Source organism: Acinetobacter guillouiae (assembly GCF_002370525.2).
Lineage (GTDB): Bacteria > Pseudomonadota > Gammaproteobacteria > Pseudomonadales > Moraxellaceae > Acinetobacter > Acinetobacter guillouiae.
Map to the genome: position 1 here is coordinate 1,114,677 of NZ_AP014630.1, position 16,075 is coordinate 1,130,751.

The following is a 16,075-nucleotide window of genomic DNA, read 5'->3' on the forward strand; positions in this document are numbered from 1 at the left end:
ATCATTACACTGTAAAATGAGTGAGTGGTGATTCATTCAAACTGTTGACCAAATAGGCTTTGCAGGGTGAATGATTTAAAATATCATCAATCTTCATTTGTTCAGTGACTTCAACAAAAACACAAGCACCTGTACCTGTAAGCTTTGCTGTACCGAACTGATCTAAATACTGCATTGCTTCATCAACTTCAGGATATAAATTTCTTGCCAGTGGCTCAAAATCATTTCTAAAATTGGATGGCTTTAGCTGATAGGCGCAAAATTTAGTAGGCTTCGTATCTCTTGTCAATGTTTTTTGCGAAAAAAGTCGTTGAGTGCTGATAAAACAATCAGGTTTTAACACAATGTATTGTTTTTGATCTAAGTCTATGAATGTTAAGTGTTCACCTATACCTTCCGCCCAAGCATTACGACCATGAACAAAGATTGGAACATCTGCACCCAATTTAACCCCAAGCTCAGCCAGTTGTTCAGTATTTAAACCGCATTGCCAAAGTTGATTGACCACAATCAATGTAGTGGCTGCATTGGAAGAACCACCACCTAGGCCTGCACCCATTGGAATATTCTTTTCGATACGAATTTTTAAACCAGTCTGTTGAGTGGCATAAGGCTTTAAAATTTGAATCGCTTTATAGATCAGATTATGTTCCAAATCGACGTTACTAAAGCCTTCAAGACTGATTTCTGCTTGAGAATGTTCTGTTTGGGTGAATTCTAACCAGTCATACAAATCAATCAACTGAAAAATACTTTGCAACTCGTGATAGCCATTTTCACGACGACCTGTGATATGCAAAAACAAATTTAATTTTGCTGGAGAGGGAACACGAATCATAGATTTCATTGTCTAAGGTATAGATTTAGCGGTTTTGAATTACCATTGTAATACGATTTTCCTGACCAGATTCAAGTTGTTGTTTTAAAATCAGCTTATTGGGCAAGCTCGCTTGATTGTTATAACTAAAATCTACAGTCCAGCCATCTTCAATGATTTGAGCAATACGTTGAGTATTGTCTCTTGTGATTTGTGCATTTTCAGTGGCAGGATAGGCTTGAACCCAATCGACAATATGGGTAATAGGTGCAGTCCAACCTGTGGCTTTTTCAAGCAGTTCTTCTGGTGTTTCAGCCGAAATTGAACCTGTTTTTGCGCTGTTTAGGGTAACTTCCCCAGATTTCCCTTCAATAATGGTTTTGCCAATACCTAAAATCCCATTCAACTGGATGTTAAAATCTTGTTGGTCTTGTGTCCATGTGTAGAACGCACTGCCAGACTGTTTAGGTGTTTTTACCCCAATTTTCCCTTCAAGATTAAATTGATTTGACGGTTTTTGTGGGGGCGTTGTGGCATCTGTCGGTGCTGTAAGCGTTGGTGTGGTCTGTGCTGGCTTTACAACTTGTTGACAACCTGTGAGGGTAAAAGCGGTTACAGCAGTTAGGGTACAAAAGATCTGTGGAATGTGACGCATACAAGTCATTAACTCTTTTTAATATGTTGCGGTAATATTAATGAATCTAATTGATTTAATTGAGGATCATTTGGATGATTTTGTTTGAGTTGTTGTAACACTTCATTAAATTGAGCTAAGGCACCTTGCATATACAACGATTTTGCATATCGAATACCGATGTTTACACTATGACTCAAATTATAAGCTTTCGATAAAATGTTTGAGGCGGCATCAAAATCATTTTGCAAGAATGTGATATATCCCAGCGTATCTAAAATCGAGGCCTGATCTGGCGCAGAATCTAAGGCATGTTCAGCATACTTTCGTGCTTCATCTAAACGTCTATTTTGTAACGCAAGCGTATAGGCATAAGCATTTAAATAAGCAGGATTATTTGGCTCTAAAGTTAAGAGTTGTTTCAATGCTTTATCAAGTAAATCACGATCTTCAAATGGGTCAAGAAGCAGTATTTCTGAATAGAGAATTTCAGGATCATCAGGCAAGTTCTTCACTGCTTCAGTGAGTAATCTCAGCGCTGCTTTTTTATTACCCATGCGTTTTAAAATTTCGGCTTGAGCCTGATATAAGAAACTTGCATGTTGTGGATAATTGACACGTTCTTGGGTTAAAAACCGCAAAGCATCATTCATCTTGTCTTGTCTTTCAAAAATCGAGACCAGATTACGGCGTGAAACCGTATATAGGTTCCCATCAACCAAACGATAATAGGCTTTTGCCGTTTCATCATTTTGCTTTCGTTCAGCATTTATTGCCAAATAAAAGTATGCTTCGTTTTGATAACGTGACGAGTAGCGTAACTCCACTAAATATTGTTCAGCTTGATCCAGCTTTTTTAAATCAATCGCAGTTAAACCTGCAATAAATAGGGCTTCTTCAGCATCTGGCCAAGCTTGGATAATCGATTCTAATTTGCTTAACGCCAATTCAGATTGATGAATCTTGATCAGATATTTGACTTCTGCCAGACGGATATCATAGTTGTACTTGTTTTTACGACTGCTTCGATCATACCAATTTAAAGTCGCTTCTTGGTCACCCAAAGCCTCTAATAAATTGGCTTTCATCAGAATAAAGCCAGTCACTTTTGAACGTTTTTTTAACGCTTTATTGACGGTTTTTAAGGCTTGCTCGATTTCATCGTTTTGCGCTTCCAAACCGGCTATTAGAATTAAAACAGAAGGGTTGTTTTTTTCTTTACTTGCTCTCAGCGTATTGAGCAGATTTTGACGATCTACTTCTGATTCTGGTGCAATTCCTTCTAAAATCTTTTCTAAATCAGCATTGGGGTCAATATTGAGAATACTATCCAGAGTCTCCGCTGCAAGTTCATATTCATGTGATTTGAGCGCGATATGCGCCAAATAAAATTTTGCAGGAACATCCTCAGGTTCTTGTACAACCCAATGGGTGGCAATGTCTAAAGCTGCTTTTAAATCGTTTTGTTCAATTGCAACATTCAAGGCACGTTGCTTAATGGTGGTTGAATTACTACGAATTGCGAGCACAGTATAATTGTGTAAAGCAGTTGCAGTATCATTATAAGCCAATGAAAATTCAGCAATAATACTTTGTTTTAATGCATTAGTATTATATTTAGCATGATAAAATTCTCCAGATGCTCTAATATGAGCACTAGAAGCCATGCTACCAACCAGTAAGAATGTGGTAGAATATTGCTTAATTGTCATGCCGCTTAAGCGGTTGTTTATTTGACGCAATTTTTCCGAATCCAAGTATGCTTTTTATGACACCGTTATTGCACAATAGCACAAATTTAGCGAAATGATGATCTGATATGTCTTTCTTTGCATTGGGTGTCAACCATCAAACTGCTTCTGTTGAGCTACGTGAGCAAATCGCTTTTAATCCAGAACGATTAAAAGATTTATTTGCCGTAGAAAGCCTTCGCCAAAATTTGAATGATATGGTGGTGGTGTCAACATGTAACCGCACTGAAGTCTATGCCATGGCTGAAAATGCCGATATGGTATTAAATTGGCTCGCCCAAACCAATGGTATTGATGTAAAGCAATTGTCAAATCATGTATATCGTTATGAAAATACCGATGCAGTTTCGCACTTAATGCGGGTTGCCAGTGGTTTAGACTCGTTGATGCTGGGTGAACCGCAAATTCTTGGTCAAGTTAAAACAGCACTATCAATCGCAAAAGATGCTGAAATTGTTTCGCAAAATCTGAATCAAATATTTGAATATGCTTTTTATGCAGCCAAACGTGTACGTTCTGAAACGGCAGTCGGCAGTCATGCTGTCTCGATGGGATATGCCGTTGCGCAACTCGCATTGCAAGTGTTTAGTAAGCCTGAACAGCTTACCGTCATGGTGGTTGCCGCAGGTGAAATGAACAGCTTGGTGGCAAAACACTTGGCTGAAATGGGCGTTGCAAAAATCCTGATTTGTAATCGAAGCCGTGAACGGGCAGAGAAATTAGCGCAAGAAATAGCGCATCGTGTTGAAGTGGAGATTATTCCATTTGATGAACTCACTACTCAGCTTTATCGTGCGGATGTAATTTCCAGTTGTACAGGCAGTTTGCATCAAGTCATTGCTTATGCAGATGTGAAATTCGCTTTAAAAAAACGTCGTTATCAACAAATGCTTATGGTCGATTTAGCTGTACCTCGTGATATAGATCCAAAAGTTGAAAGTTTGGATGGTGTGTATTTATACGGTGTGGATGATCTACAAAGTGTAATTGATGAAAATTTAGCACAACGACGTCAAGCTGCGGTTGAAGCAGAGGTTATGGTCAATCAACTGGTAACTCAGTTGGTGACACAGCAAAAAGTAAAAGATGCTGGTGGGACGATTCAACAGTTTCGTGAACATGGTGAAGAACAACGTCAGATGGAGTTGTCGCATGCCTTAGAGCGTATTCAGGCAGGTGAGGATACGCAACATGTACTTGAGGATTTTGCACATCGTTTGACGCAAAAGTTATTGCACCCATCTTCAATTTTGCTACGCCATGCAGCACAGGATGAAGATCCTTCACATTTTGAATGGATGAAAGAAAATATTCAGGATATTTTTGAACAAGAAAGAAAACCAAAAGCAAAGTGATTATTTTTTAAAACGAATCTGATTTAATGTTTTTGCTTCACCAGCTATTATTGGTGTATATACTCGTGTGATCTAATTAGAATAATGAAATGAAGGCAATTAAAATGCTTAAAACTTTATACATCTTTATATTATTGTGTTTGTCAGTAGAATGCTTCGCAAAGCCTGTAAACGACAATGATGTGTTATTGAACCAAGCCATCAAGGATCTACATAGCCTCTCTACGCAGGGTGGAATTATGGGGGTAATTGATTCCGTTGATCGATGCTATAAGAACCCCAAAAAACCTAAACTATATTGCTTTTATCTAGATTATTCAGGGCGGATATTTGATGCCCTTATGGTCGAGAGTATAAATGCACACTCAGATTCTAATTACCCCACCAACGCGTTTTTTAGTGATGAAAACTTTCAAAAACGTATATTTATAAACCTATATAAGCCTTATGACTCCTCAATGGAAGAGGCCAATAGCCATATGAATTTTTTGTATTACAAAATACTTGATAAGCTCAATGACGCGTTTATAGAAAATTAATGATGTACCAACTTTAAACTGATTTGTTTAGTCAGTTCATTGAGTTGTTTTCGTAAATTACGTGATTCACTCAATGAGGTTGGTGCTTTAAGCTTTAATTTTAAATATTTCTCTTGCAAGGCCAAAGAGTAATCTGAAGCCAATTTATCTGCCATTTCAGGCGCTTCAGCCAAAGCCTGAATATTGGTACGTTGTATGATTTCAGAGAGTTCCAAATGATAAGCACCACATGCACCTAAAATATAATAGGTTGCAAGTTCCTGATCATCTGGTAGATCATCAAAGACACGGTCAAATACCGCTAAGATTTGCGCCAATAACTCATCTGGTTGAATCAATGCACGTAATACCTCAAAGTGAATATATAAAAATGGATGTTGCATCAAAATCGCCACAGCAAAGTCTTCATCTTTGGTGCGAATATTAAAAGACAATGAGGCATCTAAGCTGACTTGAGGCTGCCATTTTCGATTAAAACCTAACTTTTCTTTAAAAAATTGTCTTAATAAATAGCGGTAAGAACCTTGTTTAGGCAATAATTCAGTCAGTTGATTGAGTTCAGCCATCACCTGACTTTTACCTTCAGGTGTAGCAACATCATAATTTTGACTCAATAAAGCAAAGACGAAATCCGATAATAAAGGGGATTGTTGCCATATCCGTTGAAACGTTTCAAAACCTTCCTTACGAATCAACGAATCTGGGTCATGTTCTTTGGGTAGAACAAAGAATTTAAGTTCACGACCATCGTTCAATAACGGTAGCGCAATTTCTAAGGTTCGACGTGCTGCTTTTTGTCCAGCGGCATCACCATCAAATGCAATCGTAATTTGATTGTTCTGCTTAAATAAAATAGTTAAATGATCTGCATTACTGGCCGTACCTAATGTTGCTGTTGCACCAGAAATCCCGTTTTGTTGTAAGGCGATCACATCCATATAGCCTTCAACCATGAGCCAATTTTGCGCACGGTCTTTACGACCTTCATACAAGCCGTAAAGCAGTTGGTTTTTATGGAAGACTTCAGAATCAGGTGAGTTAATATATTTAGGTTTGATTTCGTCATTCAATGCACGACCACCGAAACCTACAACACGACCTTTGTTGTCTCGAATCGGGAAAATCACCCGATCACGCAACAAATCGAAGTCACGACCACTATCACTGGTACGAATCAGACCCAGCAGTTTTAAACCTTCAATATCTTGTGGGAAAGCTTTTTCTAAATGTTGCCAATCTTCTGGTGCATAGCCTAAGCGCCAATATTGGATTGTTTCGGCGCTTAAACCACGATGTTTAAAATAATTCTGTGCCACTTTACTGTTTGGTAATTGGCGTTCATAAAACTGCGCAATATTTTCTAACAGATCATAAAGGTTGCCATCTTGAGGGAGCTGATCAAAACCTACTGAGTCAAACTGGGTTGGGTCGAAATGCTCAGGATCTGGATATTGGCTAAAGGCTTCAAAAGGGTCAATTTCAAGTGGCTGAACAGAATCTGTTTTTTGCTCAGCGGGTTTGGAATCGACTACTTTGTCTTCTACAGCCTTCACTGCTGGTTTAGGCTTGGATACTTCACGCTTATACGACAGTTTTTTATTGTCATGATTGTCTTTGGGAAGTTCAACACCTGCATGGCTGGAGAGTTCTTTCATGACATCGACAAAGTTTCGATTATCAATATCCATTAAGAAGCGAATGGCATTGCCATTTGCCTGGCAGCCAAAGCAGTGATAATACTGTTTATCACGGTAGACATGAAAAGAGGGTGACTTTTCCTGATGAAAAGGGCAACAGCCTGAATAGGTGCGACCAGTTTTTTTCAATTTCACACGTTGACCAATCAGATCGACAATATCTGTGCGATCCAAAATTTGATCTATCGTGTGCTGAGGAATAGCCATAAATTTAATGTCATGTATCGTTTAAACCAATTTAAAGTTTAACGTAGTTTTGAGTCTAAAAATATCTATGAATAAAAAAGACGGGTAAAAACCCGTCTTGATTTGTCGCAGTCAATATTTATTTACGTTGTCCATCATACAAACTTTCATCTGCACGTGCTGGCTCTTTAGACACTTCACGATTTGGACGATCAAGTAAGCCAAAACTCACTTTATTTAACAAGCTTGATTTTTGTTCTGTTTGATCAGATGTTTCAGAACTCGCTTCTTGTGATACTTCTGCTTTATCACCACGACCTAAAATACCTAATGTTGCACGGTTCCACCAGCTCGCTTCTTTACGTGCTGCGCGGATATTCACTTCGCCATTGGATTTAACAAGGTTCGGGTAGTTTTGCTTAAGCACGCCAATATACTGTTGTGAGGTTTCTTTATCGCCCAACTTGTCATAACCATATGCCATTGTTGCTAAGGCTTCAGGAACTTGAGGCGTTTGAGGATAGTGTTCAATCACCCATTGTGAACGTTCAATCGCAGCCAAATACGCTTTACGTTTAATATTGAAACGTGCAGTATTCATTTCACTTTCAGCCAGTTCTTGCCCGATGTATTTCATTCGTTGTGCAGCATCAACTGAATATTGGCTTGAAGGATAGCGACGAATTAAGTCGACAAAATTTTGATAGGCAATTTTTAAATAACCTACATCACGATGTGCTTGTTTTAATGAGGTATAGCGAAGCAAACTGTCATAATTTTGCTCCATATTGGCTACGCCGCGGACATAGTAAGCATAATCTAAATTCGGATGTTGAGGATTTAAACGAATAAAACGATCTGCCAGTGCAATTGTGCCTTCATAATCTTTTTGCTTAAATTTTGTGTAAAGCAATTCAAGCTGAGCTTGTTGTGCATATTGCCCCGTCGGGAAATAAGTATCCATTGCTTCTAACGCTTTTGCAGCATCGCCATATTGCCCACGGTCTAATGATTTTATCGCATTATTGTAATAAGTCTGCTCATTTGATTTCGGGCCTGTATCAACGACATCCTTCTTCGGATTGCTGCTACAGCCGACAAATGCAGTTGCTAAGCCTACAGTTAAAGCAAGCATTGTGACTTTATAACGTGGTAGCGACATAAAAATTCCTCTGTTTATACGGGCAATAGGCTACAATTGCGCTATTAAACCACTTTTGTCCGAATGAGCAAATGACTTCAGCACACTCTTCTAATTCTAATTTCCCAGAAAATGATTTCAATTTACTTGAAGATTCTGAGGATGCAGATAATCATAATTCTGCGCCGACTGCAACACGTTTATCGTTGCAATTTCAACTGGATGAAAGCTATTTAGGGCAACGTATTGACCAAGTCGCAGCACTGGTTTGGAACGAGTTTTCTCGTGAAAAACTCAAGCAGTGGATGAAAGAAGGTCATTTGTTGGTAAATGGTAACATTGTCAAGCCTAAGTATAAATGCGAAGGCAATGAACTTCTATGTTTAGATGTTGAATTGGAAGCACAAACGTCTGCACAACCTGAAAATATCCCTTTAAACATTGTTTATGAAGATGACGATATTATGGTCATCAATAAACCTGTCGGTATGGTTGTTCATCCTGGTGCGGGTAATCCAAATGGTACTTTGGTGAATGCCTTGCTTTATCATTACCCAAAATCTGCTGAATTAACTCGTGCAGGTTTAGTGCATCGTATTGATAAAGATACCAGCGGTTTATTGGTTGTTGCTAAAAATTTGGAAGCGCAATTTTCTTTAAGCAAACAATTGGCTAAAAAAACAGTTTACCGTGTATATGACTTGATTTGTTATGGTCATATTATTGCAGGTGGAACGATTGATGAACCGATTAAACGTCATCCTGTAGATCGTGTAAAAATGGCTATTTTACCGGGTGGTCGTGATGCGGTGACGCATTACAATGTTAAAGAACGTTTTCAGCATTTCACTCGTGTACAGGCACAACTTGAAACAGGGCGTACTCATCAAATCCGGATTCATTTCACCTATATTGGTTATCCATTGGTGGGTGATCCAGTCTATGTTAGCCGAGTTAAAGTTCCAGCAGGTGCTTCTGAGAAACTGAGCAGTGCATTGCGTAACTTTAAACGCCAAGCTTTACATGCCTCTAAATTGGGCCTAGTTCACCCACGTACACAAGAAGAAATGATGTTTGAAGCACCATGGTCAGATGATTTCGTTGAGTTGGTTGAAGTGTTACGCTCTGAAAACAAAGCCTATTAATTGATTTACATGATAAAACTGCTCAATGAGAGCAGTTTTATACATTGATTTAGTTAGCACAAGCATCTTTTGTTCCTGTGGGAAAAGTGTTGGTAAATTTTGATTTATCCGTGACCAATTCTAATGACATAGTTTTATTTAGATATGGAGAGTTGGCTTCAAAACCCTCAAAATTGACTTGTGGGGCTACTGTAAAATCTTTAGGTTTAGACAGTAAAGTTGCGACATAACCTAAGTTGTTTTTATTTACAATCAGTCCAATTTGATTGGTATTTTGATTAAAGTAAACACCAAGATTTTGTTGTGGTATGCCCTCAATCGGTATTCCATAACCATAAAGAGTTTCTGTTTGTTTAGTGTCTGGATGAGTTGAAGCTATTAGTATAAATACTACATTCTTTTTATTATCTTGAGAGCTTAATGCTGTGTTATTGGCATAGGTGATGAATATTGAATGCATATTCTTATCTTTGTCTTGGGCAAATATTCCATAATTTTTAGTTTCTTTTCTATCGTTTGTTAATTCAGTTGGAATAATTTCTGTATTTAATTCAAGTCCAATAACGCCTAATTGAGGTAATGTTAATCCTCCTTCAGTAATCGTATTATTCGTCATTTTCAATGTACTATGATTGGCAGAATACGTGATTGGACTTGTTGTATTTAGAATTTTATATGAAACTTTTTGACCTGATACTGTAGGAAATTTTTGTGCTACAGGATTGTATGGATCAGATAAGAATCCTTCTAAATCATAACGACATAGTGCAAATCCTTGCATGCTGATAACACTCAAACTCAGTAAAACAGCAAGCTTTATTTTTTTCATGGTTTTTCTCACTTTATTCTTTTATCAAACTTTGCTTAAGTTCTGAAATTTCATTAAAAATAAAACTTTAAGCTAAATTATTTAGTTCCCACAAATATCTTTTGTTCCTGTTGGGTAGGTATTTTTAAATTTAGATTTATCTGTTACCAATTCAATTGATACCTCCTGATTTAAATCTGATGCTGCAATATTACCGTATACAACAGGGATCATAAAAAACAAGTTGTCTAGTTTTGATGGGAGTGTCCCGATATAACCATAATTTTGATGATTAAAGATTAGCCCCACTTGGTTTGTTGATTGATTAATATAAATACCCATTCTTTGATAACCATCAAGTGTATTTTGCACATCTAATGGTGATGAAAAGTTTTCAGGGGTAATAGAGGATTGATCATGTTGAAAAAATGTTCCAAAAAAATTGGTAGTATTTGTCTCATCTGGATTATTCATATAAAGAATAATAATACTTGTCTGTTTATTGTCTTGTGATTTACCTGAAACCGTAATTGGAAAAGATAGTAATTTGCCCTTTTCTTTTAAAGCTTTTGGAACTTTAAAGTTGAGTTCAAAAGCAATAATACCTGTAGATGGAATAATTTGGTCTCCAACAGCTATAGCTGAATTATTCATAAATCCTTTAAGTGCATTGGTTTGTTTAGAATTAAAAGCCATAAAAGCTTTAATTGGGGCGTCTGTTAATTTAAAGCTAACTTTCGAGCCACTTTGTTGAGGAAACCGAGTGTATGTTTGCGAATTTACGACCTCTGGATAGACGACAATAACTTGTTCAGTAGTTGCATCAAATTTATACTCACAAACTGCTGAATGGGCATTAGTTATGCCTAAAAACGAAGTAACAATAGCCAATGTAATTTTTTTCATATCCACGCTCCGTGTGTTTTAATTTTTTTTAAATATAATATTAGAATAAATTAACAATTGTTGGTTTTTTGTATAAAATTTACTCAATCAAAAATAGGATTTTCAAAAGCTTTGTTAAATCAGCTTATGATAAGTTTAATAAAAATATTTCAATGAGCGTCACATGCAATTTGTTCAAGGATTACCTCAAGGTGTATATGCAGGCCAGACACATATACATCACCCAAAGGCTTTGCCATCTGTACAGCCTGAGCTTGAAGGTTTTAATTTGGCATTGCATGTAAATGACGATCCTCAACGGGTACAACAACACCGTATGATTTTATTGGATGAGTTTGCAGAATTGGGTGTTAGTAAAATTACATGGATGACGCAAACCCACAGCACAATATGTCATACCATCAATGAAGAAATGACATTTACCGCATTGGAGGGGGATGGCTTGGTCACCCAGTCTCAGGGTCATGCCTTGATGATGATGACTGCTGATTGCTTACCTGTTGTATTAGGCAATGCCGCAGGCACTGAGGTTGCGAACCTACATGCAGGTTGGCGTGGTTTAGCAGGGGGAATAATTGAAAATACCATTGCCAATATGAAGTCTCCACCTACTTGGGCTTGGTTGGGTGCAGCAATCAGCCAGCCTTGTTTTGAAATTGGCGCAGAAGTCAAAGCTGCTTTTTGTTCTAAATATGCTGAACTAGACACTGCATTTATAGAGGGTGAGCAAGCAGGTAAGCACTATGCGGATTTGTATGCGATTGCGCGTTATATTCTTAAACAACATGGGGTGAATGTAGTTACAGGAGGAGATCAGTGTTCTTATCGTCAAAATCAGGATTTCTATTCTTATCGTCGCCATACAAAAACAGGGCGTATGGCTACTTTTGTATTTATTCAGAATTAAATCTTTATTTTTAAATAGATTTATCGTTGTATTAAGCGCTATGTCATAGGTTTTCTGAACATTACAAGAATTGTTTAAAAATGAATTGATGTTAAACTTGACTAAATTTGTTTGTTTTCAATTGATATGTCTTTATCTGCTAAATCTATCGCGATCGTTTACCACAGTCCATTTGGTCATACTGCAAAAGTTGCGAATTATATTGCACAAGGTGCAGAGAAGATCGGTGTAACTGTTCATCAAATGGATATTGAGCATATTGATTGGGATATTTTAGATCAAGCGAATGCCATAATTTTTGGCTCACCGACCTATATGGGAAGTGTTACAGGTCCATTTAAAATGTTTATGGACTCTACATCTAAACGTTGGAAAAATCGTGATTGGCAGGGCAAACTTGCTGCTGCATTTACCAACTCTGGTGGTTTAAGTGGAGATAAGTTATCTGTACTGCAACAGATTAATATCTTTGCAATGCAACATGGCATGTTATGGTCTGGACTCCCTTTAATGCCTACTGGTGTTAAACCCACTGATTTAAACCGTATGGCGGGTTATTTAGGGTTAATGACACAATCAGATAATGCACCAGTTGAAATTACACCACCCTCTGGTGACTTGCAAACCGCAACATGGTTTGGAGAGTATATTGCGTTACTCATAAATAAAATTACGCCGTAGTTGTTCGGTGTAATTACATAAAAAAACAAAAAACATCATAAATAAAAAGCCTTTAGAATCATTGCAAAAGTTGAATTATTGAGTGAAATGTTTTGTTAATTGAAGACTAAACTGTGTTTTGCCTTTTTTTTATTGTCGTTTTCATATAATTTTTACCAATAAGAAAAAATCTGAGAAGATGATATGGATATTAAAGATAGAAAAACAATTAAAATCATAAGGATGTTTTTAACTTATGGTCTGTTGTTTTCTCCAGTTTATTGTTTTGCAAACTCTTTTCAATCTGAAGGATTAACTGAATTAAATGACGCTGAGCTTTCTAAAGTTAGTGGTCAAGCCCTGATGAGTTTGAGTTATATTGCACCTAATGATTCAGTCAATAAAATGCAAGGGCAAGGTATCGGTTTTTATAAACTTGGACTCGAAGCTGATCTTGAATTAAATGCCAATATTAAAAAATTGCAGCTCGGTTGTGGTGGGGTAAATGGGGCGGGCGGTTGTGACATTGATATTGATAATTTGAGTCTTTCAGGTATAGCAGATACCCGAGAAGGACGTGTAGGTTCAAGTGCAAAATTGACCAATCCATTTATAGAGTTTGCGATAAAAAATCCCAATTCTGCGTCAACACGAGAAGTAGTTGGCCTACGATTAAGTGCTGAAAAAGCATTAGGTTTGTTAACAGCAGGTACTGAAAACTCAGATTTGCCAAATGGTATTAATAGCCTGAGTGGTGCTTTAAAAATTAAAGCAACAACAGGTAGTGCAAATACGACTGCACGGAATTTACAATATGCTGATACAAATATGTCTATTAAAGGGAACATTAAATTAGGTATTCTTCCGACAACAAGTTTTCAGACAAATGACTATAATCTAGGATTGCAATCGACTGGCGCTACATTGGCTGTTAATGGGAAAACTTTATACGGCAATCGTATGACGAGTGCTCTTTTGACTGGAACAGCTAAAATTGATGAACTATTTTTTAGAGGTTCAATCAAACCAATTCTTGCAGGTATAGATTTATCATTTTTAACATTGAATGCGAGTGGTAGCATATCGGGTTTAACTGCAAATTTAGATATTAATCAAAGCTTGGGATATATTCATAAGCTACAATTGAATAATCCATTTTCTTTATCATTACAACAACAGTCTGTGTGGTGGCCAAATGCTGAAATTGCTGCTCAAAGAGGGTGGTGGTTAGCGATTGAAGATGAAATTGATATTGGTAAAGTCACACCATCAAATACGATTGATGTAACCAATGATGTTTTAAAACAAGTTGTACCAAGTTTAAATGAATATCTTGCTAAATCTGAGAATACTGTGAAATGTCCAGGTTTAATTGGCTTATCTTGTATTGCGAGTGAGGTGGCAATTGGGCAAATTAATTTATCAGGTTCAAATCCACTATATTTCCCGATTAATGATTTGAAATTGGCGACTCAAGATTTTGCGCCTAACTGTTATGGCAATCTAAAATTCTGTTAAATCTTTGAGACTAAAGAAAGCCTCCAGATGGAGGTTTTTTTATTAGGTATAGCTTGATATGCGTTATATCGCAGGAGTCAATAATCCACTTGTTGAAAACGTATTATGCATTGGTGATTTATGATCAGCTTTGGACGGATTATTGCAATACTATTAAGTATAAATATACAATTGTTAAAATTAGTTACATAAAGTAATATAAGTAAAAAATCCTTTAGAATCATTATGAGAGTGATATTAAATCATATAAAAATTATAAAATATAAATATTTACGACGAAGTGTTATTTTCTTTATTTAACACTTAGTATATTTTTTATCCATAATAAGATCTGAGAAGATGGTATGGATATCAAAAAAAACCGAGCAATTGATAAGAAAATCATTAAAATTGCAAAGCTGGTTTTCATTTGTACAGGATTGTTTTCTTCAATCCATAGTTTTGCAAGCACTCTACATTCTGAGAGTTTAATGCAATTAAATGATGCTGAACTTTCGGATGTGAGTGGCCAGGCACTGATGAGCTTGAGTTATATTGCGCCTAATGACTCAATCAATAACATGCAAGGACAGGATGTCGGTTTCTATAAACTTGGACTGGAAGCTGAGCTTGACTTAAATGCCAATATTAAAAAATTACAACTGGGTTGTGGTGGGGTAAATGGGGCAGGCGGTTGCGACATTGATATTGATAATCTGAGTCTTTCAGGTATAGCAGATACGCGTGAAGGACGTGTGGGTTCAAGTGCAAAATTAACCAATCCCTTTGTAGAATTTGCGATAAAAAACCCCAATTCTGCGTCAACACGAGAAGTGGTTGGTCTACGTTTAAGTGCTGAAAAAGTTTTAGGCTTATTAACCACAGGAATAGAGAACTCTGATCTTCCCAATGGAATAAATAGTTTAAGTGGCGCAATCAAAATTAAGGCGACCACAGGAACGGCATCCACTGCTCCAAGAGCAATGACATTTAATGATACAGGTATGCCTATTCGAGGTTTTATCAAAATGGGTATTTTTCCAACAGTGGATTTTGCAACAAATAACTATAATTTAGGACTACAATCGACTGGTGCTACATTGCAGATTAATGCAAAAACGCTATACGGTAATCGTATGAATAGTGCACTTTTGACTGGAACAGCTAAAATTGATGAACTATTTTTTAGAGGTACAATTAGACCAATTCTTATGGGGGTTCGATTTATCATTGTTACGATTAAATGCGAGTGGCAGTATAACTGGATTAACTGCAGATTTAGATATTAATCAAAGCTTAGGATATATTCATAACTTAGAATTAAATAATCCATTTTCCCTATCATTACAACAACAATCTGTATGGTGGCCAAATGCTGAAATTGCGGCGCAAAGAGGATGGTGGTTAGCCATAGAAGATGAAATTGATATTGGTAAAGTCATACCAAAAAATCAGATCGAAGTGACCAATGATATCTTGAAACAGGTTATACCAAGCTTAAATGCTTATCTGGGTAAACGTGAAAATACTGTAACATGTCCAGGTATTTTGGGTATCTCTTGTCTTCGTGAGGTTCAGATTGGTAAAATTAATTTATCAGGTTCAAATCCATTATATTTCCCAATTAAGGATTTACCATTAGCAACTCAAGGCTTTGCACCTAATTGCTATGGTAATCTAAAATTCTGTTAGACCTTTAAGACTAAAGGAAGCCTCCAGATGGAGGTTTTTTTATTGTTTGATCAGGATTGAGCTTTATCTCTTTACCAACTATGACGACTTACAATAACCCCTTTGATGACTTGAAAACCATACGATGTGCTGAAAAGTAGATTGTATTACTATTAAGTATAAATATACAATAATTAAAATTAGTTACATAAGTAAATATCAATAAAAAGTCTTTAGAATCATTGAGAAAGTAATCTTGGTTTGCATAATTATTATAGTATTGAGATATTTAATTCACTTTTCTATTTGCTTTATTTGTATTTTAGTATATTTTTTATTCATAATAAAATGAGATTAGCTG

Annotated in this window: 12 protein-coding genes and 1 pseudogene; 6 read left to right on the forward strand and 7 right to left on the reverse strand. The window is 36.6% G+C overall.

Translation table 11 applies throughout. From position 1 onward, the window contains the following. Positions 1-4 precede the first annotated feature (4 nt). Genes ispE through AS4_RS05205 form a run of 3 tightly spaced genes read right to left on the reverse strand, consistent with a single transcriptional unit; the run spans position 5 to position 3,163 of the window. The gene (gene ispE / locus AS4_RS05195) at positions 5-838 is read right to left on the reverse strand and encodes a 4-(cytidine 5'-diphospho)-2-C-methyl-D-erythritol kinase (protein ID WP_096733431.1); all 834 of its coding nucleotides are present in this window, start codon (positions 836-838) and stop codon (positions 5-7) included. Between the two features lie 25 nt (positions 839-863). Beyond that, positions 864-1,472, reverse strand: a complete 609-nt coding sequence (lolB, locus tag AS4_RS05200) for a lipoprotein insertase outer membrane protein LolB (protein ID WP_034617524.1) — start codon at positions 1,470-1,472, stop codon at positions 864-866. An 8-nt stretch (positions 1,473-1,480) separates the two neighbouring features. Further along, positions 1,481-3,163 (reverse strand): tetratricopeptide repeat protein, encoded by a 1,683-nt coding sequence (locus AS4_RS05205; RefSeq protein ID WP_096733432.1) that lies wholly within the window; start codon positions 3,161-3,163, stop codon positions 1,481-1,483. 107 nt (positions 3,164-3,270) lie between these two features. Between AS4_RS05205 and hemA the strand changes: the two genes are divergently transcribed. Further along, entirely contained in the window at positions 3,271-4,557 is a 1,287-nt protein-coding gene (hemA, locus tag AS4_RS05210; protein WP_096733433.1) for a glutamyl-tRNA reductase, read from the forward strand. Between the two features lie 535 nt (positions 4,558-5,092). On the opposite strand, the gene AS4_RS05220 is transcribed toward hemA, so the two are convergent. Continuing rightward, the gene (locus tag AS4_RS05220; RefSeq protein ID WP_096733434.1) at positions 5,093-7,000 is read right to left on the reverse strand and encodes a DNA primase; all 1,908 of its coding nucleotides are present in this window, start codon (positions 6,998-7,000) and stop codon (positions 5,093-5,095) included. 118 nt (positions 7,001-7,118) lie between these two features. Then, the gene (locus AS4_RS05225) at positions 7,119-8,141 is read right to left on the reverse strand and encodes an outer membrane protein assembly factor BamD (RefSeq protein ID WP_096733435.1); all 1,023 of its coding nucleotides are present in this window, start codon (positions 8,139-8,141) and stop codon (positions 7,119-7,121) included. 71 nt (positions 8,142-8,212) lie between these two features. Here AS4_RS05225 and rluD point away from each other — a divergent pair, with 71 nt between their 5' ends. Then, positions 8,213-9,265 (forward strand): 23S rRNA pseudouridine(1911/1915/1917) synthase RluD, encoded by a 1,053-nt coding sequence (gene rluD, locus AS4_RS05230; protein ID WP_004722483.1) that lies wholly within the window; start codon positions 8,213-8,215, stop codon positions 9,263-9,265. A gap of 49 nt (positions 9,266-9,314) precedes the next feature. On the opposite strand, the gene AS4_RS05235 is transcribed toward rluD, so the two are convergent. Then, positions 9,315-10,094 carry a DUF4882 family protein gene (locus AS4_RS05235; protein WP_096733436.1) on the reverse strand — a complete coding sequence of 260 codons (780 nt, stop codon included), beginning with the start codon at positions 10,092-10,094 and terminating at the stop codon, positions 9,315-9,317. 81 nt (positions 10,095-10,175) lie between these two features. Further along, positions 10,176-10,979, reverse strand: a complete 804-nt coding sequence (locus tag AS4_RS05240) for a DUF4882 family protein (protein ID WP_096733437.1) — start codon at positions 10,977-10,979, stop codon at positions 10,176-10,178. A 163-nt stretch (positions 10,980-11,142) separates the two neighbouring features. On the opposite strand from AS4_RS05240, the gene pgeF reads away from it, so the two are divergent. From pgeF to AS4_RS05260, 4 genes and pseudogenes are all read left to right on the forward strand, one after another. After that, complete coding sequence (gene pgeF, locus AS4_RS05245) at positions 11,143-11,886, forward strand: peptidoglycan editing factor PgeF (protein ID WP_096733438.1); 744 nt, start codon at positions 11,143-11,145, stop codon at positions 11,884-11,886. A 126-nt stretch (positions 11,887-12,012) separates the two neighbouring features. Next, positions 12,013-12,567, forward strand: a complete 555-nt coding sequence (locus AS4_RS05250) for a flavodoxin family protein (RefSeq protein WP_034617506.1) — start codon at positions 12,013-12,015, stop codon at positions 12,565-12,567. A 183-nt stretch (positions 12,568-12,750) separates the two neighbouring features. Next, positions 12,751-14,064, forward strand: coding sequence for a hypothetical protein (locus tag AS4_RS05255; protein WP_096733439.1), 1,314 nt, complete (start codon positions 12,751-12,753; stop codon positions 14,062-14,064). A gap of 344 nt (positions 14,065-14,408) precedes the next feature. Continuing rightward, a pseudogene (locus tag AS4_RS05260) lies at positions 14,409-15,735 on the forward strand (hypothetical protein). Positions 15,736-16,075 lie beyond the last annotated feature (340 nt).

What these genes read in the sequence shown, in the direction of transcription:
- pgeF (WP_096733438.1), top strand. Translation starts at nt 11,143, where the DNA reads ATGCAATTTGTTCAAGGATTACCTCAAGGTGTATATGCAGGCCAGACA.
- ispE (WP_096733431.1), bottom strand. Translation starts at nt 838, where the DNA reads ATGATTCGTGTTCCCTCTCCAGCAAAATTAAATTTGTTTTTGCATATC.
- lolB (WP_034617524.1), bottom strand. Translation starts at nt 1,472, where the DNA reads ATGCGTCACATTCCACAGATCTTTTGTACCCTAACTGCTGTAACCGCT.
- AS4_RS05225 (WP_096733435.1), bottom strand. Translation starts at nt 8,141, where the DNA reads ATGTCGCTACCACGTTATAAAGTCACAATGCTTGCTTTAACTGTAGGC.
- AS4_RS05235 (WP_096733436.1), bottom strand. Translation starts at nt 10,094, where the DNA reads ATGAAAAAAATAAAGCTTGCTGTTTTACTGAGTTTGAGTGTTATCAGC.
- AS4_RS05250 (WP_034617506.1), top strand. Translation starts at nt 12,013, where the DNA reads ATGTCTTTATCTGCTAAATCTATCGCGATCGTTTACCACAGTCCATTT.
- rluD (WP_004722483.1), top strand. Translation starts at nt 8,213, where the DNA reads ATGACTTCAGCACACTCTTCTAATTCTAATTTCCCAGAAAATGATTTC.
- AS4_RS05205 (WP_096733432.1), bottom strand. Translation starts at nt 3,163, where the DNA reads ATGACAATTAAGCAATATTCTACCACATTCTTACTGGTTGGTAGCATG.
- hemA (WP_096733433.1), top strand. Translation starts at nt 3,271, where the DNA reads ATGTCTTTCTTTGCATTGGGTGTCAACCATCAAACTGCTTCTGTTGAG.
- AS4_RS05220 (WP_096733434.1), bottom strand. Translation starts at nt 7,000, where the DNA reads ATGGCTATTCCTCAGCACACGATAGATCAAATTTTGGATCGCACAGAT.
- AS4_RS05240 (WP_096733437.1), bottom strand. Translation starts at nt 10,979, where the DNA reads ATGAAAAAAATTACATTGGCTATTGTTACTTCGTTTTTAGGCATAACT.
- AS4_RS05255 (WP_096733439.1), top strand. Translation starts at nt 12,751, where the DNA reads ATGGATATTAAAGATAGAAAAACAATTAAAATCATAAGGATGTTTTTA.